The following is a 21,510-nucleotide window of genomic DNA, read 5'->3' on the forward strand; positions in this document are numbered from 1 at the left end:
TGATCGGCAGTCAGATCATTACGGCTGCGCAATCTAGAGCATGGGGTGATCCATGTCACCGGGATTGACGGAAGTTCCCACCAGTCGGACGGAACCGGCCGGTGTCCACTGCCGCGGGACCGGAAACGGGTGTCCGCCGCAGGCCGCCGCCGTGGTGTCGTGGGAACGCGGACAGAACGCAGAACAGAACGCGGAGAGCGGAACGCGAAAGGGCACCGGCGCGCAGGTCGCGCGCGCCGGTGCCCGAAGTGCGGTGGGGGAGTGCGGCTACTCCGGACGCTTCAACCGGGTGATGAACTTGTAGCGGTCGCCCCGGTAGATCGAGCGGACCCACTCGACCGGGTCGCCCTCGGCGTCGAAGGAGTGCCGGGAGAGCTGGAGCATCGGCAGGCCGAGGTCGGAGCCGAGCAGCCCGGCCTCGCGCGGGTTGGCCAGGGTGGTCTCGATGGTCTCCTCGGCCTCGGCCACGGTGACCCCGTACACCTCGCGCAGCGCCGCGTACAGCGAGTTGTGCTTGGCCAGGTTGCGGCGCAGGGCCGGGAAGCGCTTGGCGGACAGGTGGGCGACCTCGATCGCCATCGGGTCGCCGTTGGCCAGCCGCAGGCGCTCGATCCGCAGCACCCGGCCGCCGGGCTTGATGTCGAGCAGCGGGGCGAGCCGGTCGTCGGCGGTGATGTAGCCGATCTCGATCAGCCGGGAGGCGGGCTCCAGCCCCTGGGCCCGCATGTCCTCGGTGTAGGAGGTCAGTTGGAGGGCCTGGGCGACCTTGGGCTTGGCGACGAAGGTGCCCTTGCCCTGGATGCGCTCCAGCCGGCCCTCGACGACCAGCTCCTGGAGGGCCTGGCGCACGGTGGTGCGCGAGGTGTCGAACTGGGCGGCCAGGGCGCGCTCGGGCGGTACCGGGGTGCCGGCCGGCTGGGTCTCGGTGAGCTGCAGCAGGTGCCGCTTCAGGCCGTAGTACTTGGGGACGCGCGCGGTCGGGTCGGTGCCGGCCTGCGTCGGGAGGTTGTTCACCTCGGGGTCGTCGACCTGGGCGGTGGATCCCCCGTCGCTGCTCATCGGACCTGTTCTCCCGCTTCTCGCGGGGCCTTCAGCGGCCCCGCCACATCGTTAACGGATCACATCGTTGCATGTATGGCTACGGAACGAATACCTCATCACGCGATGAACGATGTGCGGTGTCGGCTTGATAACGGGTGGTCGAGATCGGTCGGACAGCCGTTGACAGGCCCATTGGTCTAGGCCAAGCTCCAGGCAGCTGGTCTACACCACTAGACCGGTAACTATGAATCCCCCCACCCGTTCGAAGGGGTCCGCGGCACCTTTCCCCCCGCTTTGTGTGGGTCTGCCGCTGCCGCCCGACGGGGGCAACCCAGGCATCCCTCAGGAGGATGGCGTGAAGCGTCAGCTCATCGCGGCGGTCGGCGTCGCAGCAATGGTCGTCGGCCTGGCGGCTTGCAGCTCGGACGGCAAGAAGAGCGAGGGTGACTCGAAGTCGTCCTCCGCCTCCGCGGCCGACAAGTACAAGGGCAAGACGCTGAAGGTCTGGACCATGAGCGGCTCGGCCCCGAAGGGCTGGACCGACGGGGTCAAGGCCGAGTTCGAGACCACCTACCCGGGTTCGAAGGTCGAGTTCGCGACCCAGGAGTGGGGCGGCATCGGCGCGAAGGTCACCGCCGCGCTGTCCGAGGGCTCGGTAGACGTCCTGGAGGTCGGCAACACCCAGACCGCCGGCTACGCCTCCTCGGGCGGTCTGCTCGACATCACCAAGGACAAGGCCGCGCTGGGCGGCGAGACCTGGGCCGCCAACCAGAACGAGTCCACGATCCTGGACGGCAAGCAGTACGCCGCCCCGTGGTACGTCACCAACCGCGTCGTCGCCTACAACAAGGACCTGTGGGCCAAGGCCGGTCTGACCGACACGCCGAAGACCCTGGACGAGTTCTACGCCGACCTGGAGAAGCTGAAGGCCACCCCGGGCGTCGTCGACCCGATCTACATGCCCGGCCAGGAGTGGTACGTCTACTTCGGTCTGCTCACCAGCGAGGGTGGCAAGATCGCCAAGAAGGACGGCGACAAGTGGGTCGGCGGCCTGGGCTCGCCCGAGAGCCAGAAGGCCTTCGAGACCTACAAGAAGCTCCAGGGCTACTCGGCCACCGGTCCGAAGGACAAGGACGAGGCCACCCCGCAGCAGAAGGACGTCTTCGGCCAGGGCAACGTCGGCACCATGATCGGCCTCGGCTGGGAGCTCCCGGACGAGAAGGCCATCCCGAAGGACAAGATCGGCTTCTTCCCGCTCCCGGGCAAGACCGCCGACAAGCCCTCCGGCGTGTTCCTCGGCGGCTCGAACCTCGCGATCGCCTCGCAGAGCAAGAACACCGACATGGCGAAGGACTTCCTGAAGATCGCCCTCAACGACAAGAACGAGGGCGTCGTCGCCGCGGCGGGCAACATCCCGAACAAGGCCTCGCTGAACAGCCAGATCACCGGTGACTTCGCCAAGGCCGCCCAGTCGGCCGCCGCGGTCGGCGCGATCACCCCGAACACCCCGAACTGGGCGAGCGTCGAGGACAACCCGAACCCGATCAAGGAGTTCCTGACCGCTGCCCTCCAGGGCGGCGACTTCGCCTCCACGGCCAAGAAGTACGACGACGAGATCGCCAAGAAGCTCAACCAGAAGCAGTAAGCACTGAGCGGCGTCGCTCACCGACCCCCGGCGGGGGGCCGGTGGGCGACGCCTGTCCGTCGTGGCCAGGTTGTGAGGAAGTGAGAACGATGGCTGTGCATTCGGAGCGGGTGCAGACACAGTCCCCGGAGCCGGGGGAGGCTGCTGTGGCCAGTATGGAGACGAGCGCGTCGGGCGGCGGCTCGAAGGCTTCGGCGCCGAAGGGCGCGAGATCGGCGGGCGGCCCCAGCCTGGGCTCACGCCTCGCGCCGTACCTGCTGCTGCTGCCGGCCACCGTGGCGACCCTGGCCCTGCTCGGCTGGCCGCTGCTGAAGACCGTCCTGCTGTCGTTCCAGAACCTCAACAGGCGCCAGCTCGTCCTGCACCTGACCGAGTGGACCGGCTTCGACAACTACAAGGAGCAGCTGACCGACCCGGACTTCTGGGCGGTCACCGGCCGGACCGTCGCCTTCACCGCGATCAACGTGGTGCTGATCATGGTCGGCGGCACCCTGATCGGCCTGCTGCTGAACCAGCTCGGCAAGAAGATGCGGCTGGTGCTCCAGATCGCGCTGCTGCTGGCCTGGGCCATGCCGGTGGTCGCCGCGACCACCGTCTACACCTGGCTGTTCGACTCCCAGTGGGGTGTCGTCAACTGGATCCTGGACCAGCTGGGTTGGCACTCGATGCGCGACTACAACTGGCTCAGCGACCCGTACTCGACGTTCTTCATCATCATCCTGCTGATCGTGTGGATGTCGATCCCGTTCGTCGCGTTCAACATGTACGCCGGTCTGACCACCATCCCGAAGGAGCTCTACGAGGCCGCCCGGATGGACGGCGCCGGCTCCGTCAAGATCTTCACCGCGGTGATCTTCCCCAACCTGAAGCCGTTCTTCCTGGCCACGACCTTCCTCGAGGTCATCTGGGTGTTCAAGGCCTTCACCCAGGTCTACGCGGTCAACGCCGGCGGTCCGGAGAAGCTGACCCGGACCCTGCCGGTGCACGCCTTCCTGGAGGGCTCGGCCGGCCAGCACTACGGCATCGGCTCCGCGATCGCGGTGCTCACCATCCTGATGCTGGGCGTGCTGATGGCGTACTACTTCCGCATCATGATCAAGCAGGAGGACGAGCTGTGAGGCGCTCTCTCTTCGGACGTACCTGGCTGAACGTGACCGCGGCCGTCCTCGCCGTCTTCTTCGTCTTCCCCGTCTACTGGATGTTCGCGACCGCGTTCAAGCAGAACAGCGACATCATCAGCCCGACGCCGGTGTTCATCCCGCTCGACGCGACCTTCGAGCACTTCTCCACCGCGGTCAACGCGCCGAACTTCTGGACGTACGTCCTCAACAGCGTCACCGTCACCGTCGGCGCGGTGCTCGGGTCGCTGGTGATCGCGACCCTGGCGTCCTTCGCCGTCGCCCGGATGAAGTTCCGCGGCCGCAAGGCCTTCGTGCTGGTCATCATGATGGCCCAGATGGCGCCCTGGGAGGTCATGACCATCGCGGTCTACATCATCTCCCGCGACAACGACATGCTGAACAGCCTGGTGCCGCTGACCCTCTTCTACATGATGATGGTCCTGCCCTTCACCATCTGGACGCTGCGCAGCTTCATCGCCGCGGTGCCGAAGGAGCTGGAGGAGTCGGCCATGGTGGACGGCTGCACCCGCTCCCAGGCCTTCGTGAAGGTGATCTTCCCGCTGCTGGCCCCGGGCCTGATGTCGACCTCGCTGTTCGGCTTCATCACGGCGTGGAACGAGTTCCCGCTCGTCCTGATCCTCAACAAGGACGAGGGCAAGACCCTGCCGCTGTGGCTGTCGTCCTTCAAGACGGCCTTCGGCAACGACTGGGGCGCCACCATGGCCGCGTCCACGATGTTCGCCATCCCCGTGCTGATCCTGTTCGTCTTCCTCCAGCGCAAGGCGGTCGGCGGTCTGACCGACGGCGCCGTGAAGGGCTGAGTCCACGTGAGCATCCTCGTTCCCACCGTGCCGGACAGCGACCAGCTGCACCGCGACGCCCTGACCGTCCTCCAGCCCGGCTTCGTCGGCACCGAGCCGCCGGAGTGGCTGCGCCGCCACCTCGCCGCGGGCCTCGGCTCGGTCGCGCTGTTCGACCGCAACGTGGTCGACCTCGACCAGCTGTCCGCGCTCACCCGGGCGCTGCGCGCCGAGAACCCCGACCTGCTGATCGCGATCGACGAGGAGAGCGGCGACGTCACCCGGCTGGAGGCGGGCTCCGGCTCGTCCTGGCCCGGCAACCTCGCGCTCGGCGCGATCGACGACCCGGCGCTGACCCGGGACGTCGCCCGCGAGCTGGGCCGGGCGCTGGCCGCGGCCGGCGTCAACTACAACTGGGCGCCCACCGCGGACGTCAACTCCAACCCGCGCAACCCGGTCATCGGGGTCCGCTCCTTCGGCGCCGACCCCGAGCTGTGCGCCCGGCACACCGCCGCCTGGGTGGAGGGCCTGCAGTCGGCCGGCGTGGCCGCCTGCTCCAAGCACTTCCCCGGCCACGGCGACACCGCGGTGGACTCGCACCACGGCCTGCCGGTCATCGACGTCGACCTGGACGTGCTGCGGGCCCGCGACCTGATCCCGTTCCAGGCGGCGATCGCGGCCGGCACCAAGGCCGTGATGACCGCCCACATCATGATCCCGGCGCTGGACCCGAAGCTGCCGGCGACCCTGAGCCCGACCGTGCTGCGCGACCTGCTGCGCGCCGCCCCGGCCGACGGCGGCCTCGGCTACCAGGGCCTGATCGTCAGCGACGCGATCGAGATGGGGGCCATCGCCGACACCTTCGGGATGGGCGAGGGCACCGTGCTGGCCCTGGCGGCCGGTGCGGACGCGATCTGCGTCGGCGGCGGGCTCGCCGACGAGGAGACCGTGCTGATGCTGCGCGACGCCATCGTGGCGGGCGTGCGCTCCGGCCGGCTCGCCGAGGAGCGGCTGGCGGACGCCGCCGCGCGGGTCCGGTCGCTGGGCAGCTGGGGCCGGATCGCGGCCCAGGGCGAGCGGATCGAGCCGGACCTGGCGGTCGGCCTGCGGGCCGCGCGCCGGGCGCTCAAGGTGGTCCGGGCGCCGGGCCTCGTGGTGCCGCCGGTGAGCGAGCGCCCGTACGTGGCCTCGTTCTCGGACGAGCCGAACATCGCCGTCGGCGACGTCACCCCGTGGGGCGTGGCCGGCATGCTGGCCGACCGCTTCCCCGGCACCCGCACCCGCGAGGTGTCGGCGGCCGAGGCCGCGCCGGAGCTGCTGGACGCCCTGGTCGGCGAGCTGGTGGCCGGCGCCGAGGGCCGCCGCCTGGTGCTGGTGGTCCGGGACGCCCACCGGCACGCGTGGATGGCGGCCGCGCTGAGCCGCCTGGTGGCGGCCCGGCCGGACGCCGCCGTGGTCGAGATGGGCCTGCCCCAGTCCGAGCCGGTCGGCGCGCTCCACATCGCCACCCACGGCGCCGCCCGGGTCTGCGGACTGGCGGCCGTGGAGGTCCTCACCGGACAGCCGGGAGCGGTCGGCTGACCCTTCGCCGAGACGTCACCGGGCGTGTCCGGGGGACGTCGGCCCGCGGGCCCGTCATGCGCATGCCGCATGGCGGGCCCGTTCCGTTTCCCGGGTGTTGACCTGCGGATTCACTGAATGACCGTGTTCCCTCAAGTGGGCCTTAAATCCACCTTAAGATCTACTGAGGGTGACAGCGCGACGACTGGCCGCCACGCGGTACAACAGCTCTGCAACGGCCGCCCCGAGTAAGGCTTTTGATCGTTGACACCACCTATGGTCTAGGCCAGAGTCCAAGCATCCGGTTCGAGATTCAACCTCGCCGGATGTGGTATCGGCCCTCCCTGAAGCTCTTCGCCGCCCCCTGTCCGGACTCTCCGCCGCGGGCGCCAATCACGCTGCCGGCGGGCAACACGGCTCTACACCCCTCGGAGGATGGCGTGAAGAAGCGTCAGCTCATGTCGACGCTCGGGACCATGGCCCTGGCGGTCGGTCTGACGGCCTGTTCCTCGTCCGCGAAGCCCGCGGGCGGCGGCGCGGGCGGCTCCGCGGACGCGAAGGCGGCCGGCGGCTCGGTCACCGTCTGGCTGATGGACGACGCCCAGAAGAACTGGCCGGACCTCGTCCAGCGGGTCAACGACGAGTTCGCGGCGAAGTACCCCAACGTCAGCCTCAAGCTGGTCTACCAGGGTTGGGCCGACAAGGTCGGCAAGCTCGACAAGGCCATCGCCGAGGGCAACGCCCCCGACGTGGTCGAGCTGGGCAACACCGAGACCATGAAGTACGTGCTCTCCGGCGCGCTGGCCCCGGTGGACCGCAGCACCTTCGACAACTCCGACAGCTGGATCAAGGCGCTCGCCAACACCTGCACCTACCAGGACAAGCTCTGGTGCGTGCCCTACTACGCCGGCTCCCGGGTGGCCATCTACAACTCCGCCACCTTCCAGCAGGCCACCGGCAGCGCCGACTTCCCGAAGACCGAGGCCGACCTGCTGGCCGCGCTGGACAGGATCGCGGACAAGAACAAGGCGGACAAGGCCTTCTCCCCGCTCTACCTGCCCGGCCCGTACTGGTACGCCGCGATGAGCTACGTGGCCGCGTACGGCGGCAGCATCGCCAAGTTCGACAGCTCCGGCAACTGGCACGGCACCCTGCACGACCCCAAGTCCCAGCAGGGCGTCAGCCACTTCGTCGACCTGGTGCGCAAGTACAACAAGGGCGACCTGGCGGTGAACGAGCAGAACCAGTTCGAGGCGATGGCCCGCGGGCGCGCCGCGTCCTTCTACGGCAACGGCTACGAGGCGGCCAGCGTCACCGCGCCGGTCACCGGCGACCCGAGCATCAAGGACGCCGTCAAGCTGGCCACCATGCCCGGCCCGGACGGCAAGCCGCTGCCGACCTTCATCGGCGGCTCCGACCTCGCCGTCACCGCCAAGTCCCAGCAGGTGGCGCTGGCCACCGACTGGATCCGGATGTTCACCAGCACCAAGTCCGAGCAGGCGCTGGCCGACAAGGACATCCTGCCGAACAACCTGACCCAGCTGAACCCTCTGAAGAACAAGCCGGCCACCGCCGCCGCGGCCAACGCCGTCCCGGACGCCTGGTTCACCCCGCTGGCCCCGGGCTGGGGCGCGGTCGAGAAGCAGAAGATCATCCCGGACATGCTGGTCTCGATCCTCAAGGGCAAGTCGGTGGACCAGGCCACCAAGGAAGCCGACGCGGCGATCGACCAGCTGATCAACAAGGCGTCCTGACCTTCCGCCGCCGCCCGTTCCGGTGCGTCCCTCCCGTCTCCGCGGGGGCGTGCCGGAGGGCGCGGTGCCGAGGACGCGCCGAGGGCGCGCAGACGGGCGCGAGAGCGTGCGGACGGAGGTGCCCGGCGACGGGCGCGCCCGTAGGATTGCGGAACGCAGAACCGCAGCGAGTGTGCGGACTCGCCGCCGTGGAGGTCCCCGCCGGGCAGCCGCCCGGGCGGGGTCGAACCGTCCCATCGGAGGCAGACCCAGATGTCCGACCCGCAGACCGTTCCCGGCCGGATCATGGCGGCGGAGATGGCCGAGCAGCCGGCCGTCCTCCAGCGCATCCTCGACGAGGGTGCCCCGAAGATCCGCGAGGTCGCCGCGCAGATCGCCGCCCGCGGCCCGCGCTTCGTCCTGCTCACCGCGCGCGGCACGTCCGACAACGCCGCGCTGTACGCCAAGTACCTGATCGAGATCCTGCTCGGCAAGCCGGCCGGCCTGACCTCGATGTCCACCACCACCGCGTACGGCGCCAAGCCGGACCTGACCGACGTCCTGGTCGTCACCGTCAGCCAGTCCGGCGGCTCGCCCGACCTGGTCGCCTCCACCAAGGCCGCCCGCGAGGCCGGTGCCGTCACCCTCGCGGTGACCAACAACGCCGCCTCGCCGCTCGCCGAGGTCTCCGAGTTCCACATCGACGTGCTGGCCGGCGCGGAGAAGGCGCTGCCGGCCACCAAGACCTACACCGCCGAGCTGCTGGCGCTCTACCTGCTGGTCGAGGGGCTGCGCGGGGGAGACGGTTCGGCCGCCGAGGGGCTGCCGGGGCTGGCCGCCGGGGTGCTGGCCCGCAAGGCCGAGGTGAAGGCGCTCGCCGAGCGCTACCGCTTCGCCCAGCGCCTGGTCATCACCTCGCGCGGCTACGGCTACCCGACCGCCCGCGAGGCGGCGCTCAAGCTGATGGAGACCACCTACATCCCGGCCACCCCGTTCTCCGGCGCCGACCTGCTGCACGGCCCGCTGGCGATGGTGGACAACGTCTCGCCGGTCATCGCGATCGTCCCGGACGGCAAGGGCGGCGAGGCCCTCCAGCCGGTGCTGGACCGCCTGCGCGGGCGCGGCGCGGACCTGGTGGTGGTCGGCCAGCAGGCGCAGGTCGAGGCCGCCTCGGCGGGGTTCGCGCTGCCGGCCGGCGTGCCCGAGGAGCTGCAGCCGATCCTGGAGATCCTGCCGCTGCAGCTGCTGGCCCACGAGGTCACCATCGCCCGCGGCCAGGACCCGGACGCCCCGCGCGCGCTGGCCAAGGTCACCGAGACGCGGTAGCCCGCCCCGCGCGCGAGCCGGTCCCCGGTCCACAGGCTGTGGACCGGGGGCCGGTTCTCTGAGCGGCGGAGACGTGGTTCCGGGGGCCTGAGGAGGCCGAGGAGGGGGGCGGTGCGGGAGGGCGCCGCCGACGGGGCGGAGGAGGCCGGAAACACTACGGGCCACGGCGCCGACACGGGACCCTCAACCCATGCGGCACCGCAGCCCGGAGCTGTCGTCGGGCACCGGCTCCGATCGAGAACTGTGCGGGGTCCTCGTTCGGCGGCGTCCGACCGAGGAGGGGCCGCGCGCGGTCAGGGCAGTTGCGCGGGGGCCTCTCCTTGGTGCCCTTTCATTGTGGACTAGACCAATCTCGGTTGTCCAGGCCTCTCGGCAAATTGGTCTAAACAACTCCGGTGGGACGGGCAGGGCCGGCGACCTCCCGCCGGCGCCCCCACCGGACCTCCGGGCAGGCCCCCGCGGGGCCCGGCCGGAGGTCCGCCCGCCGGTCCGCCGCGCCCCGCCCGGACCGGCGGCGCTACCCTCGCCATGTGCCCTCGCTGAACGAACTCGTCCGCCGCCACACCACCCTGACCGGGGCCGACGTGGAATGGCTCCACCACCTGGTCGCGGAGTGGCAGCTGCTCTCCGACCTCTCCTTCGCCGACCTGGTGCTGTGGATCCCCACCTGGGACGGCATCCGCTACGTCTCGGTGGCGCAGATGCGGCCCAACACCGGGCCCACCTCGTACCAGGACGACATGGTCGGCCACCTCGTCCCGCGCGGCCGCCGCCCGCTGCTGGACGCCGCCTTCGACGAGGGCCGGATCGTGCGCGAGGGCGACCCGGAGTGGCGCGAGGAGGTCCCGGTCCGGGTCGAGTCGATCCCGGTCCGGCGCGAGGGCAAGGTGCTGGGCGTGATCGCCCGCAACACCAACCTGCTGACCGTGCGCACCCCGAGCCGGCTGGAGCTCACCTACCTCCAGAGCGCCTCCGACCTGGCCCAGATGATCGCGGCCGGCTCCTTCCCTTTCCCCGGCGTCGAGCAGGCCGACATGGACGCCGCGCCCCGGGTCGGCGACGGCCTGATCCGGCTGGACGCGGACGGCATAGTCACCTACGCCAGCCCCAACGCGCTCTCCGCGTACCACCGCCTCGGCCTCACCACCGACCTGGTCGGCAGCCACCTCGGCCGGGCGACCGCCGACCTCGCCCCGCCGTCCCGCTCGGCCGTCCACGAGGCGCTGGTGAAGCTGGCGAGCGGCTGGGCGCCACGGCAGACCGAGGTGGAGGCGCAGGGGGGAGTGGTGACCCTGCGGGCGATCCCGCTCAAGCCCAAGGGCACCCTGACCGGTTCGCTGGTGCTCTGCCGGGACGTCACCGAGCTGCGCCGCCGCGACCGCGAGCTGATGACCAAGGACGCCACCATCCGGGAGATCCACCACCGGGTGAAGAACAACCTGCAGACCGTCGCGGCCCTGCTGCGGCTGCAGTCGCGCCGGATGGACTCGGAGTCCGGCCGGGCCGCGCTGGACGAGGCGGTGCGCCGGGTCGGCTCGATCGCGATCGTGCACGAGACGCTCTCCCAGGCGCTGGACGAGCAGGTGGCCTTCGACGAGATCGCCGACCGGGTGCTGGCGATGGTGATGGAGCTGTCCCAGGACGGCCGGGTGGCGACCCGCCGCACCGGCAGCTTCGGCATCCTGTCCGCCGAGGTGGCCACCCCGCTGTCGATGGTGCTGACCGAACTCCTCCAGAACGCCCTGGAGCACGCGTTCGGCCCGACCGCCTCCGGGAACCTGGAGGTCAGCGCGCTGCGCGGGCGCGCCCCGGCGACCGGGATGGGCTGGTCGGACAGCTGGAACGGCGGGGCCCGGCCGGAGGAGTACCTGCTGATCACGGTGCAGGACGACGGCCGCGGCATGCCGGAGGGGTTCGACCCGAAGACGGCGGGCAACCTCGGGCTGCAGATCGTCCGGACGCTGGCCACCGGTGAGCTGGGCGGCACCTTCGACATGGTGGCGGGCCCCGACGGCGGAACGAAGGTGGTCCTGGAGATCCCGGTCCGCTGAGGCCCCGGTCCGTTGGGGAACCCGTCGCACGAAGGCGCGGTGGGGGCGTGCGCTCGGCGGAAGCGCCGGGTGCGTGCTCCGCGCGCCGAGCGCGGAAACAGAAACGAGGCCCTGTCGACCGGGGGGGGTGGGTCGACAGGGCCTCTCAACCCGTTCCGGCCGTCGGGGGGAGTCGGCCGGAACGGGGGCTCTGGGTGGTGCGACACCCCGCCGGTGCGTTGCACACGGTGAGCGCCACAGCTCCACGATATTGCTCTAAGTGAACAGTATCAAGTGCCTGCGGCGGGTCGGTGTCGCGGGACCCGGCTGGGCGGGGTCCTTGGTGCGGAAGGCTTCACCAGGAGGTGCAGGGAAGCCTTTGATCATGTGTCGATCGGTACGGCGGTTACTGCGGGTGCTACGGCGTGTGATCGCGACGCGATCAGGCGGTGCGGGCGCGGTTGCGGGCGGCGCGGCGCTTCATCGCGCGACGCTCGTCCTCGCTCATGCCGCCCCAGACGCCGGCGTCCTGACCGGTCTCGAGCGCCCACTGGAGGCACTGCTCCATCACCGGACAGCGGCGGCACACGGCCTTGGCTTCCTCGATCTGCAGCAGAGCAGGACCGGTGTTCCCGATCGGGAAGAACAGCTCCGGGTCCTCTTCGCGGCAGACAGCGCGGTGGCGCCAGTCCATGGTCGTCCAACTCCTCCTGCCGCGGGGGGTGGCCCGATCGGCATAATCGAATGGCTTGTGAATGTGAACGCTTTCACGAATCCCGCAACAGCAAAAGAGACCAAAGGCCCGCCGGGCCCGGGTGGTCTGTGCTGAGGGGGATTCGGCGATTCGAGGGACGCCCCGCGGTCGGTGCTCCTGTGGTACCGGAGTCGCCGTCGCTGCGATGTGTCCCGATCGCCATGTAGAGGTTCGCAAACCTCGGGCTCGGATACAACCCCCTTCGGGGAGGAATTTTGGATTCTTCGGTGTCGCCTAGCTCACAGCCAGTACTTCTATGGAGTGAAGGGGGCTTGTGCGTTCGAGAAGAAGGAGGAACCCCCCTTCCGGTCACACAATCACACGCAGTGCCCGCCGTACGCCTGTGAAACTGACGCGACTCCTGTCTCCAAGATGGTCCCCGTCGACCTGGAACGGCGCCGCTTCCTCCGAAACCAAGGTGAAGTGTCTGACGTCGTGATAGGAGACGACGTGCTTCCCGGACGGGCCGGCCGGAGGGGTGCCGTCGCTCGAAGGCGTGTACGACCGCAGGATCTGACGGACCGTTCGAGCCGTGCCGAACGCCGTCATCCGGGTGATGCCGAAGACGTCCAGGTCCGTGTCGAAGGAGGCGAGCGGTGAGGGGTAGACCGGGCGGTTGCCGAGGAAGGTCCAGGGCGAGGTGTTGCTGACTATCGACAGGACCAGGCCCGGAACCCGCTCGTGGCCCGGCAGCTCCAGGGAGACCGGGCCGGAACGGCGCTGCTCACGCTGGGTGAAGTAGTGCCGGAGCGCCTGGCCGACGTACAGGGCGTGGGTGGACTTGCGCCCGGCCCTGCGCTGCTCCTCGACCCGGCCGACCACGCCGGCGTCGAAGCCGAGGCCGGCGGTGAAGGTGAACCAGCGGTCCGGCAGTCCCTCGGTCATCGCCTTGCCCAGCCCGATCGGCCGCTCCCGGCCGTGCTCCAGGGCGTCCAGCAGGGCGCCGGTGGCCTCCACCGGGTCGTTGGGCAGGCCCAGCGCGCGGGCGAACACGTTGGTCGAACCGCCCGGCACCACGGCCAGTCGCGGGACCTTCTCGCCCGGGCCGTGCGCCAGCAGCCCGTTCACCACCTCGTTGACCGTGCCGTCCCCGCCCAGCGCCACCACCAGGTCGACCGTGCCGTCCTCCGCCGCCTCGCGGGCCAGGTCGCGCGCGTGGCCCCGGTACTGGGTCTCGGCGACCTCCAGCTTGAGGTCGCTGCGCAGGGCGTGGATCAGCACGTCCCTGGTCCGGCCACTGGTGGTGGTGGCCTTGTGGTTCACGACCAGGAGAGCGCGCATGGGGAAAGCCTACGGGTCGGTACGGACCGACCGGCGGCTACCCTGCTGGAGTGACCGCAGAAACCTCCGCACCCGCACCCTCGGCCGGCTCCGGCCGTCCGGCCTCCCTGACCCTGGGCGCCGCCATCACGGCCCTGGAGGGCGCGGCCCTGGCCGTCGTCGGCGTCTGGGACATGGTGGCCGCGCTGTCCGGCCAGGCCAAGCAGCTGGCCCTGAACGAGTTCGGCGGCGCGGTCATCGTGCTGCTCGGCGTGCTGCCGGTGCTGGCCGCCCTCGCGCTGCTCAAGGAGCGCCGCTGGGGCCGCAGCCCGGCGGTGCTGACCAACTCGATCTGCCTGCCGGTCGCCTACTACATGTTCCAGAGCGGCGGCGCGATGGTCGCGGTCGGCGTCCTGGTCGGCGTGCTCGGCCTGGTGGGCATCGGCTGCCTGCTGAACCCGAAGTCGACGGCGGCCCTGTACGCCCAGCAGGAGAGCTGAGCGCGCAGGGCCGCCGGCCGGTCGTGCGGCCGCCCCGCCGGAGCTGAGCGGCCGTCAGTCCTACTCCTCCACCAGGAGCTTCTCCCGCAGCTGGGCCAGGGTCCGGGCGAGCAGCCGGGACACGTGCATCTGCGAGATCCCCACCTCGGCGGCGATCTGCGACTGGGTCATGTTCCGGAAGAACCGCAGCACCAGGATCTTCTGCTCCCGGGGCGGCAGTTGGGCCAGCAGCGGCTTGAGCGACTCGCGGTACTCGACGCCCTCCAGCGCCTCGTCGGTCGCGCCCAGGGTGTCCGCGACGGCCGGCGACTCGTCGTCGCTGTCCGGCACGTCCAGGGACAGCGTGGAGTACGCGTTGGCGGACTCCAGGCCCTCCAGGACGTCCTCCTCGGAGATCCCCAGGTGCTCGGCCAGCTCGTGCACCGTGGGGGAGCGGCCGTGCCGCTGGGAGAGCTCGCTGGTCGCCGTGGTGAGCGACAGCCGCAGCTCCTGGAGCCGGCGCGGGACGCGCACCGCCCAGCCCTTGTCGCGGAAGTGCCGCTTGATCTCGCCGACGATGGTCGGCGTCGCGTAGGTGGAGAACTCGACCCCGCGCTCGTGGTCGAAGCGGTCCACCGACTTGATCAGGCCGATGGTGGCGACCTGGGTCAGGTCGTCCAGCGGCTCGCCCCGGTTGCGGAAGCGCCGGGCCAGGTGCTCGACCAGCGGGATGTGCATCCGCACCAGCTGGTTGCGCAGCTCGACCCGCTCCGGGGAGCCCTCGGGCAGTGCGGACAGCCGGACGAACAGCGCGCGGGCGGCCTCCCGGTCCGGGGCGCCGGTGCGGGGCGAGCCCTGGGCGGGCACGGCGCCGTGCAGCTCGGTCTCGGCCGCCGCGTCCGTCTCGGCCGGCGCGTCCGTCCCGGCCGCCGGGGCCGCCGGGTCCACCGGGTCCGGCGGGGGCGCGGCGGCAGGCGTCGGCTCGGACGTCGGCTCGGTGGGGTGGCTCATCCGCTGGGCGTCCTTCGGGTGCGCTTCGTCGTTGGCGGCGAGGCCGGGAACGCTCGCCTGGGTCGGTACGGCAGGTCCCGCCGTCGCGAGGCCGGTACGGTCCAGATCACTCACGGCCATTCCCCCGTTCCGTTCCGGGAGCACCGGGGCCGGCTGGCCCCGGAATCGTCTCGTTGGTCGTACCGCGTGGGTGGCGGTACCGGGGACCGTCCGTCGGGCCCCGGGGCGGGGGAGCGGCGGACGGCCCTTGCGCGGGTGCTGCTCGGTGCTGCTCGGTGGTGCGGTGCGGTCGGCCCGGCTAGTGGGCGGAGGAGCCGCCGCGCTTCTTGTGCAGGCTGATCGACACGGTCTTGTCCTCGCCGACCGAGGAGTCGACCTCGCCGGCCAGGGCGGAGAGCACCGTCCAGGCGAAGGTGTCCCGCTCGGGGGCCTTGCCGTCGGTGGTCGGGGCGGAGACGGTGACCTTCAACGAGTCGCCGACCAGCCGGAACTCGCAGGACAGCACGGAGCCCGGCACCGCCTGCTGGAGCAGGATGGCGCAGGCCTCGTCGACCGCGATCCGCAGATCCTCGATCTCGTCGAGCGTGAAGTCCAACCGGGCGGCCAGCCCGGCCGTCGCTGTTCGCAGGACGGAGAGGTAGGCCCCCGCTGCGGGCAGCCGGACCTCCACGAAGTCCTGAACACCGAGATCGCCGTCGATCTGGGACACCCTTGCCTCCTGGGTGACGCGCTGTACTTGCTTGGTACCCCGCTTGTTACCGCTTGCTACCCCTGGAGGGGGTCCGGCGTCGCGGATCCGCCATCGTTCTGCCTTCCGCACCCCGGTTCGGGAGTTACTCATGGTAAGGCATTGCGACGCAGGGTGGCAGACCCTTTCTCCGGACTGCGCAGGGCCGTTCAGCGCCGTCCGGCGGCGGCCAGGGCCTCGTCGGTGAGCCGGTACACCGTCCACTCGTCCATCGGCACCGCACCGATCGACTTGTAGAAGTCGATCGAGGGCTGGTTCCAGTCCAGGACCGACCACTCGACCCGGGAGTAGCCGCGTTCGACGGCGATCCGGGCGAGTTCCAGCAGCAGCGCCTTGCCGTGGCCGCCGCCGCGCGCCCGGGGACGGACGTACAGGTCCTCCAGGTAGATCCCGTGGGTGCCGCGCCAGGTCGAGAAGTTGCGGAACCAGAGCGCGAAGCCGACCGGTTCGCCGGTGGCGTCGTCCTCGGCGATCAGCCCGAACACGGCCGGGTCTGCGCCGAACAGGGCCTCGCGCAGCTGCTCCTCGGTGGCCTTCGCCTCGTGCAGGGCCTGCTCGTAGTCCGCGAGTTCGCGGATCATGGCGTGGATGACGGGGACGTCGGTGGCGACGGCGGTGCGGATCATGCCTGTGAGCCTACTGCTCGGGACCGGTCTCGTCCCAGGCCTGGACGGAGGTCTGGTCGACGATCCGGCCGTCCCGCAGACCGGCCATCGAGGACATCAGCACCCGGACGCCGTCCGGGTAGCGGCAGGACTCCAGGAACGCGACGTGGTCGCCCTGGACCACCACCTGTTCCAGTTTGTGGCTCATCTCGCGGCCGTAGACGTCGTCCAGCATGGCGCCGATCTCCTCCCGCCCGTGCATCACCAGGGGGTGGCTGGGCTGGGTCTTGCGATCGACCACGCGCAGTTCGGCGTCCTCGGCGTAGAGCGCCAGGAGGACCTCGGCGTCGCAGCGCTCGATGCCCTCGCGCAGTGCACGGGTGTCGAAGGCGGCGGGGGCCGCCGTGGTGGTCATGGTCTCGCTCCTCCGGTCGGGTTCCGTCGGCTCGTACCTTGAGCGTACGCCCGGCGGTCCGTGCCCGGGGGAGCGGGATCCGGGCCGGTCAGCGGGCCGGCACGGTGCGCAGGTAGCCGGCCAGCGCGCTGATCGCGGCCGGGTTGCGCGGGCTCTCCACCAGGTCGACGTAGTCCATCACGAAGATCCGGTCGTTCCTGATCGCGGCCACGTTCGCCAGCGGCGGGAAGGACGTGAGGAACCGCCGCTTCTCCTCGGCGCCGGTGTCGCCGTAGTTGTTGATCACGATCACCTCCGGGTCGCGCCGCACCACGCTCTCCCAGCCGGCCGTGACCCAGCTGTCGGTGAGGTCGCCCATCACGTTGGTCCCGCCCGCCCTGGCGATGATCTCGTTCGCGGCGGCGAACTTCCCGGCGGTGTACGGCTTGTCCTGCCCGCTGTCGTACAGGAAGACGGACGGGCGGCGCTCGGGCCGGGGGACGGCGGCGATCTGCGCCTTGAAGTCGGCGACCAGCCGGTCGGCGCGGTCCCTGACGTCGAAGATCTCGCCGAGGTTGGCCAGGTCGGTGTAGAGCGCCTCCAGCGGGTCCATCACGCCGCGTTCGGTGCCCTTGCCGCTGCGGCAGGACTCGCTGAGCACGTACGAGTCGATGCCCAGCGTCCGGAAGGCCTGCGGGGTGACGCCCCGGCCCTCGTCGAAGCCGTAGTGCCAGCCGGCGAAGACCAGGTCGGCCTTGGCGTCCAGCGCGATCTCCTTGGTGATCTGCTGCTTGGAGAGCCACTTCGTCCGCTGGTAGCCGTCCTTCCAGGCGACCTGGTCGATCCTCCCCTTGTCGTCGGGCATCACGTAGCCGGCCATCCGGTCGGCGAGGCCGAGCGAGAGCATCAGCTCGGTGATGCCGACGTCGTTGGTCACCGCCCGGGCGGGCTTGCGGTCGAAGGTGAGCTCCTCGCCGCAGTTCCGCACCGTCACCGGGTAGTGGGCGGAGGCGGTGGCGGCCTCCTTCGGGGCGATCTCGGCGCCGCAGCCGGCGAGTCCGAGGGCGAGCAGGGTGGTGACGGCAACGGCCTTGGTGCGCACGGTGGTTCCTCCGGGGGACGGATCAGGCGGAGTGGTCGAGGCGGTCGAACAGCAGCTGGAGGGCGCCGGTCCCGGGGTGCCGCACCGGGGTGGCCCGGACGCCGAACACCTCGGCGAGCAGGGCGGGTCGGAGCACCTCGTGGGGCGGACCGGAGGCGACGATCCGGCCGGCCCGCAGCACGTACAGCAGGTCGCAGTGGCCCGCCGCGAGGTTGAGGTCGTGCAGCGCGGTGAGCACCGTCGGGCCGGCCTCGCGGGCGAGCGCCAGCACCTCCAACTGGTGGGCGATGTCGAGGTGGTTGGTGGGTTCGTCCAGCACCAGCAGGCGCGGCTCCTGGACCAGCGCGCGGGCGAACAGCACCCGCTGCTTCTCGCCCCCGGACAGGCTCAGGAAGCCCCGGTCGGCGAGGTGTCCGGCGCGCACCTTGCGCAGTGCCTCGGCGCAGCGCTCCGCGTCCCCCGCGGCCGGGCCGCCGAAGCCGCGGCGGTGCGGCAGCCGGCCCATGGCGACCACCTCGGAGACGGTGAAGTCGAACTCGGCGGAGTGCTCCTGGGTCAGCGCGGCCACCCGGCGGGCGCTCTCCCGGGCGGTGAGGGCGTGCAGGTCGTCGCCGGCCAGCCGGACCACGCCGCCGGCCGGCTCCAGCACCCGGTAGACGCAGCGCAGCAGGGTCGACTTGCCGCTGCCGTTCGGGCCGATCAGCCCGACCACCTGCCCGGCGGCGGCCGCCAGGGACACCTCGTGGACCAGCCGGGTGCCGGCCAGTTCCACCGAGACGGCGTCGACGGCGAGGTCCTGGGCCCGCGTCGGCCCGGTCCCGGCCGCCGCCTCGATCACGTCGGTCACCGGTTGCCTCCGAAGGCCTGGCCGCGGCGGCGCATCATCACCAGGAAGGCGGGCACGCCGAGGACCGCGGTGAACACCCCGACGGGCAGTTCGGCGGGTGCCAGCAGGGTGCGCGAGGCGATGTCCACCCAGACCAGCAGCAGCGCCCCGGCGAGCGGCGCGACCACCAGTACCCGGCGGTGACCGGCGCCGACCAGCATCCGCGACAGGTGCGGCATCAGCAGCCCGACGAAGCCGATCGCCCCGCTGACGGCGACCACGGTGCCGGTGACGGCGGCGGTCACCACGAACAGCTCGCGGCGCAGCCGGTCCGGGTCCACGCCGAGCGAGGCGGAGGTCTCGTCGCCCATCGCGAGCGCGTCCAGCCGCCCGCCGGCGCCGGTCAGGTAGGCGAGGCCGGCCAGCACCGTGGCGGCGGCGATCGGCACCTTGCCCCAGGTGGCGCCGCCGAGGCTGCCGAGCAGCCACATCATGGCGTCCCGGGCGGCCTCGCCGCGGTCGGCGGCGAAGACCATCAGGGTGGTGGTGGCGGAGAAGCCGTAGGACAGGGCGGTGCCGGTGAGCACCAGGCGCAGCGGGGTGAGCCCGTACGCGGTGCGGGCGGCGAGGTAGACCAGCGTCATGGCGGCCAGGGCCGAGCCGAAGGCGGAGGCGGAGACGGCCCACACCCCGAGCGAGGCGAAGGCCCCGAACAGCAGGACGGCGTTGGCGCCGACGGCGGCGCCGGAGGAGACGCCGAGCACGAAGGGGTCGGCCAGCGCGTTGCGCACCAGCGCCTGGACGGCGACCCCGCAGGCGGCCAGCCCGGCGCCGACGACGGCGGCCAGCACGGTGCGCGGCAGCCGGATCTCCCAGACGATCGCGTACGCGGCCGCCTCGCCCGCGTCCAGCCGACCACCCGTCAGCCCGGCGCCCAGCAGGCGCAGCACCCGGGGCAGGCCGAGGCCGGAGGAGCCCAGGGCGACTCCGCAGACCAGCGACAGCAGCAGCGCGACGGCGAGGCCGACGGCGAGCGGGGCGACGGGTGTGCGCCGGGCGGGCGGGCCGGCTGCACGGTCTGCGGGTGCGCGGTTCACGGGGACGCCTTGCCTCGGGCCGCGGGTGCGCCGGGGCGGGCGCGGGCCGCAGGTGTGCCGGGGCGCCGTTCCCCTCGCAGTCCGCGGCGAGTTGTCGGGAGGTCAGCGGCCGAGGGCGATCGGGCTGGCGCGGTCGTACGGGCTGGTACGGCCGCGCTCACCGTTGCGGGTCAGCGCCGGATTCACACCGGACTTCCCCCTCGGACGCCCTGGCAGCATAACAGCCACTCAGGGCAGGCAACCCTTACCGGGGGTGGGTCGGGCGGTGAACGCGCGACCGCCCCCGTCCGGCTGTGCGGACGGGGGCGGTCGGGTGGCGACGCGTCAGGCTCAGGCCTGCTTGGTCTCCCAGAAGATCTTGTCGACCTCGGCGATCAGGTCCAGCAGGGCCTGGCCGGTGGCCGGGTCGGTGGACGCCTTGGCGGCCGAGGCGGCCTTCAGGGTGTCGTTGATCAGCTGGTGCAGCTGCGGGTACTTCTCGAAGTGCGGGGCCTTGAAGTAGTCGCTCCACAGCACCGAGATGTGGTGCTTTACGGCCTCGGCGCGCTGCTCCTTGATGATGATGGCGCGGGCGCGGAAGTGCGAGTCCTCGTTGGCCTGGTACTTCTCCTGGGTGGCCTTGACCGACTCGGCCTCGAGCTTGGCCTGGGCGGGGTCGTACACGCCGCAGGGCAGGTCGCAGTGGGCGTGGGCGGTGGCGCGCGGTGCAAACAGACGAGAGAACATGGGAGTCCTTCCTTAGATCGTCTTCCCGCGCCCGAGATTACCCTTCCGTCCTCGCGGTTTCGCGGTCGGGCGGCGGGCCTAGGGCAAAAGACGGACCCGGAACCGGGGTAATCCGGACATCGGGCCGGTGACGGTCCGTACGGCAGACTGGGGGCGGGGCGGAGCGGGAGGAGGAGTCGTGGCGCGGAGCACGCGACCGGAGGGCGCCGGAGCCGGCGGACGGGACCGGGGCGGCGCGCTGCCGTTCGGACTGGTCGACGTGGCCGGGCCGTCGATGGTACCGACCCTGCGCGAGGGCGACCAGCTGCTGGTCCGCTACGGCGCGCCGGTCCGGCCGGGGGCGGTGGTGCTCTTCCGGCACCCCTTCCAGCAGGACCTGCTGGTGGTGAAACGGGCCGTCGAGCGCCGGTCCAAGGGCTGGTGGCTGCTCTCCGACAACCGTCCGGTGGACAGCGACAGCCGCAGCTACGGCGCCGTCCCGGACGAACTGGTGCTCGGCCGGGTGCTGCTGCGGCTGCGGCCGAGCCCGGCCTGGCTGGCGCCGGGGCGCCGGCTGGAGCGGCTGTTGCTCACCCCGCGGCTGGCCCGGGTGCCGGGCCTGGCCCGCCGGCTGGGCGCCTGGGTGGACGGGGTCTAGGACCTCCAGGACCTACTCGCGGGCCGCCGCCTCCGCCTCCTGGCGCTTGCGGGCCCGGTAGGCGGCCACGTTGGCGCGGGTCGCGCAGCGGTCCGAGCAGTAGCGGCGGGAGCGGTTGGTCGAGGTGTCCAGGTAGGCGTTGCGGCAGGGCGCGGCCTGGCAGATGCCGAGCCGGTCGGCGCCCAGCTCGGTCAGGTGGACGGCCAGGCCCATGCAGGCGACCGCGCTGAAGTGCGCGGTGGCGGTCGGCGAGTTGTCGGCCAGGTGCAGGTGCCAGCGCGGCCGTCCGGCGTCGTCCAGGTAGTCGTGCCCGGAGATCAGCGGGCTGACCGGGTACTCCATGAGCAGGCTGTTCAGCAGGTCGACGCCGCGGATCTCGTCCCCGTCGGCGGCGGCCTCGAAGACCCCGCGCAGCCGGGTCCGTACCGCCCGCAGCCGGGGCAGGTCGGACTCGTCGGCGAGGGCGGCGGCCCGCGAGGAGTCGGAGAACAGGGCGCGCACCGCCTCCACGGAGGTCAGCGCGTCGGTGCCGCGCTCGGGCTCCTCGGTGTTCACCAGCCGGACGGCGAGGTCGGCGTAGGCGGCGAGCTCCACAGGGGTCCTTCCAGGATTCGG

At 71.5% G+C, this 21,510-nt stretch carries 21 protein-coding genes and 1 riboswitch; of the genes, 9 read left to right on the forward strand and 12 right to left on the reverse strand.

Features of this window, described 5'->3' with window-relative positions; genetic code table 11:
* Positions 1–267: 267 nt before the first annotated feature.
* Positions 268–1,059, reverse strand: a complete 792-nt coding sequence (locus ACIQI7_RS17870; protein WP_387750122.1) for a GntR family transcriptional regulator — start codon at positions 1,057–1,059, stop codon at positions 268–270.
* A gap of 337 nt (positions 1,060–1,396) precedes the next feature.
* Between ACIQI7_RS17870 and ACIQI7_RS17875 the strand changes: the two genes are divergently transcribed.
* From ACIQI7_RS17875 to ACIQI7_RS17905, 7 genes are all read left to right on the forward strand, one after another.
* Complete coding sequence (locus tag ACIQI7_RS17875) at positions 1,397–2,686, forward strand: extracellular solute-binding protein (protein WP_401110697.1); 1,290 nt, start codon at positions 1,397–1,399, stop codon at positions 2,684–2,686.
* Positions 2,687–2,775: 89 nt separating this feature from the next.
* Positions 2,776–3,804, forward strand: a complete 1,029-nt coding sequence (locus ACIQI7_RS17880) for a carbohydrate ABC transporter permease (RefSeq protein WP_401110699.1) — start codon at positions 2,776–2,778, stop codon at positions 3,802–3,804.
* Positions 3,801–4,628 carry a carbohydrate ABC transporter permease gene (locus tag ACIQI7_RS17885; RefSeq protein ID WP_387750130.1) on the forward strand — a complete coding sequence of 276 codons (828 nt, stop codon included), beginning with the start codon at positions 3,801–3,803 and terminating at the stop codon, positions 4,626–4,628. Before ACIQI7_RS17880 ends, ACIQI7_RS17885 begins: the two co-directional genes overlap by 4 nt.
* 6 nt (positions 4,629–4,634) lie before the next feature.
* Positions 4,635–6,188 carry a glycoside hydrolase family 3 protein gene (locus tag ACIQI7_RS17890; protein WP_401110703.1) on the forward strand — a complete coding sequence of 518 codons (1,554 nt, stop codon included), beginning with the start codon at positions 4,635–4,637 and terminating at the stop codon, positions 6,186–6,188.
* Positions 6,189–6,625: 437 nt separating this feature from the next.
* On the forward strand, positions 6,626–7,921 hold the full coding sequence (locus ACIQI7_RS17895) for an extracellular solute-binding protein (RefSeq protein ID WP_401111051.1): 1,296 nt from the start codon (positions 6,626–6,628) through the stop codon (positions 7,919–7,921).
* A gap of 252 nt (positions 7,922–8,173) precedes the next feature.
* Positions 8,174–9,226 (forward strand): SIS domain-containing protein, encoded by a 1,053-nt coding sequence (locus ACIQI7_RS17900; protein WP_401110705.1) that lies wholly within the window; start codon positions 8,174–8,176, stop codon positions 9,224–9,226.
* A gap of 530 nt (positions 9,227–9,756) precedes the next feature.
* The gene (locus tag ACIQI7_RS17905) at positions 9,757–11,277 is read left to right on the forward strand and encodes a sensor histidine kinase (RefSeq protein WP_387750140.1); all 1,521 of its coding nucleotides are present in this window, start codon (positions 9,757–9,759) and stop codon (positions 11,275–11,277) included.
* A 421-nt stretch (positions 11,278–11,698) separates the two neighbouring features.
* Here ACIQI7_RS17905 and ACIQI7_RS17910 read toward each other — a convergent pair whose 3' ends face one another.
* Positions 11,699–11,950 (reverse strand): WhiB family transcriptional regulator, encoded by a 252-nt coding sequence (locus tag ACIQI7_RS17910; protein ID WP_014138019.1) that lies wholly within the window; start codon positions 11,948–11,950, stop codon positions 11,699–11,701.
* 369 nt (positions 11,951–12,319) lie between these two features.
* A complete protein-coding gene (locus ACIQI7_RS17915) occupies positions 12,320–13,291 on the reverse strand; it encodes a diacylglycerol/lipid kinase family protein (RefSeq protein ID WP_387750143.1) in 972 nt (323 codons plus the stop codon).
* 50 nt (positions 13,292–13,341) lie between these two features.
* Between ACIQI7_RS17915 and ACIQI7_RS17920 the strand changes: the two genes are divergently transcribed.
* Entirely contained in the window at positions 13,342–13,770 is a 429-nt protein-coding gene (locus ACIQI7_RS17920; protein WP_401110709.1) for a hypothetical protein, read from the forward strand.
* Between the two features lie 60 nt (positions 13,771–13,830).
* On the opposite strand, the gene ACIQI7_RS17925 is transcribed toward ACIQI7_RS17920, so the two are convergent.
* From ACIQI7_RS17925 to sodN, 8 genes are all read right to left on the reverse strand, one after another.
* Positions 13,831–14,874 (reverse strand): RNA polymerase sigma factor SigF, encoded by a 1,044-nt coding sequence (locus tag ACIQI7_RS17925; protein ID WP_401110712.1) that lies wholly within the window; start codon positions 14,872–14,874, stop codon positions 13,831–13,833.
* A gap of 184 nt (positions 14,875–15,058) precedes the next feature.
* The gene (locus ACIQI7_RS17930; RefSeq protein ID WP_387750151.1) at positions 15,059–15,469 is read right to left on the reverse strand and encodes an anti-sigma regulatory factor; all 411 of its coding nucleotides are present in this window, start codon (positions 15,467–15,469) and stop codon (positions 15,059–15,061) included.
* A 188-nt stretch (positions 15,470–15,657) separates the two neighbouring features.
* Complete coding sequence (locus ACIQI7_RS17935; protein WP_401110716.1) at positions 15,658–16,134, reverse strand: GNAT family N-acetyltransferase; 477 nt, start codon at positions 16,132–16,134, stop codon at positions 15,658–15,660.
* 10 nt (positions 16,135–16,144) lie between these two features.
* Positions 16,145–16,528, reverse strand: a complete 384-nt coding sequence (locus ACIQI7_RS17940; protein WP_401110719.1) for a nuclear transport factor 2 family protein — start codon at positions 16,526–16,528, stop codon at positions 16,145–16,147.
* 88 nt (positions 16,529–16,616) lie between these two features.
* Positions 16,617–17,609 carry an ABC transporter substrate-binding protein gene (locus ACIQI7_RS17945; protein ID WP_401110722.1) on the reverse strand — a complete coding sequence of 331 codons (993 nt, stop codon included), beginning with the start codon at positions 17,607–17,609 and terminating at the stop codon, positions 16,617–16,619.
* Between the two features lie 22 nt (positions 17,610–17,631).
* Positions 17,632–18,456 (reverse strand): ABC transporter ATP-binding protein, encoded by an 825-nt coding sequence (locus ACIQI7_RS17950; RefSeq protein ID WP_401110724.1) that lies wholly within the window; start codon positions 18,454–18,456, stop codon positions 17,632–17,634.
* Positions 18,453–19,532, reverse strand: a complete 1,080-nt coding sequence (locus ACIQI7_RS17955) for a FecCD family ABC transporter permease (RefSeq protein ID WP_401110727.1) — start codon at positions 19,530–19,532, stop codon at positions 18,453–18,455. The genes ACIQI7_RS17950 and ACIQI7_RS17955 overlap by 4 nt, the downstream gene beginning before the upstream one ends.
* A gap of 92 nt (positions 19,533–19,624) precedes the next feature.
* Positions 19,625–19,773: riboswitch (cobalamin riboswitch) on the reverse strand.
* Positions 19,774–19,862: 89 nt separating this feature from the next.
* Complete coding sequence (gene sodN / locus ACIQI7_RS17960; RefSeq protein ID WP_401110730.1) at positions 19,863–20,258, reverse strand: superoxide dismutase, Ni; 396 nt, start codon at positions 20,256–20,258, stop codon at positions 19,863–19,865.
* A gap of 274 nt (positions 20,259–20,532) precedes the next feature.
* Here sodN and sodX point away from each other — a divergent pair, with 274 nt between their 5' ends.
* A complete protein-coding gene (gene sodX, locus ACIQI7_RS17965; RefSeq protein ID WP_401111054.1) occupies positions 20,533–20,895 on the forward strand; it encodes a nickel-type superoxide dismutase maturation protease in 363 nt (120 codons plus the stop codon).
* Between the two features lie 12 nt (positions 20,896–20,907).
* Here sodX and ACIQI7_RS17970 read toward each other — a convergent pair whose 3' ends face one another.
* Positions 20,908–21,489, reverse strand: coding sequence for a CGNR zinc finger domain-containing protein (locus ACIQI7_RS17970; RefSeq protein WP_387750169.1), 582 nt, complete (start codon positions 21,487–21,489; stop codon positions 20,908–20,910).
* Between the last annotated feature and the right edge of the window lie 21 nt (positions 21,490–21,510).

It is taken from the genome of Kitasatospora sp. NPDC092039 (assembly GCF_044756065.1).
In the GTDB taxonomy this organism is placed as follows: Bacteria; Actinomycetota; Actinomycetes; order Streptomycetales; family Streptomycetaceae; genus Kitasatospora.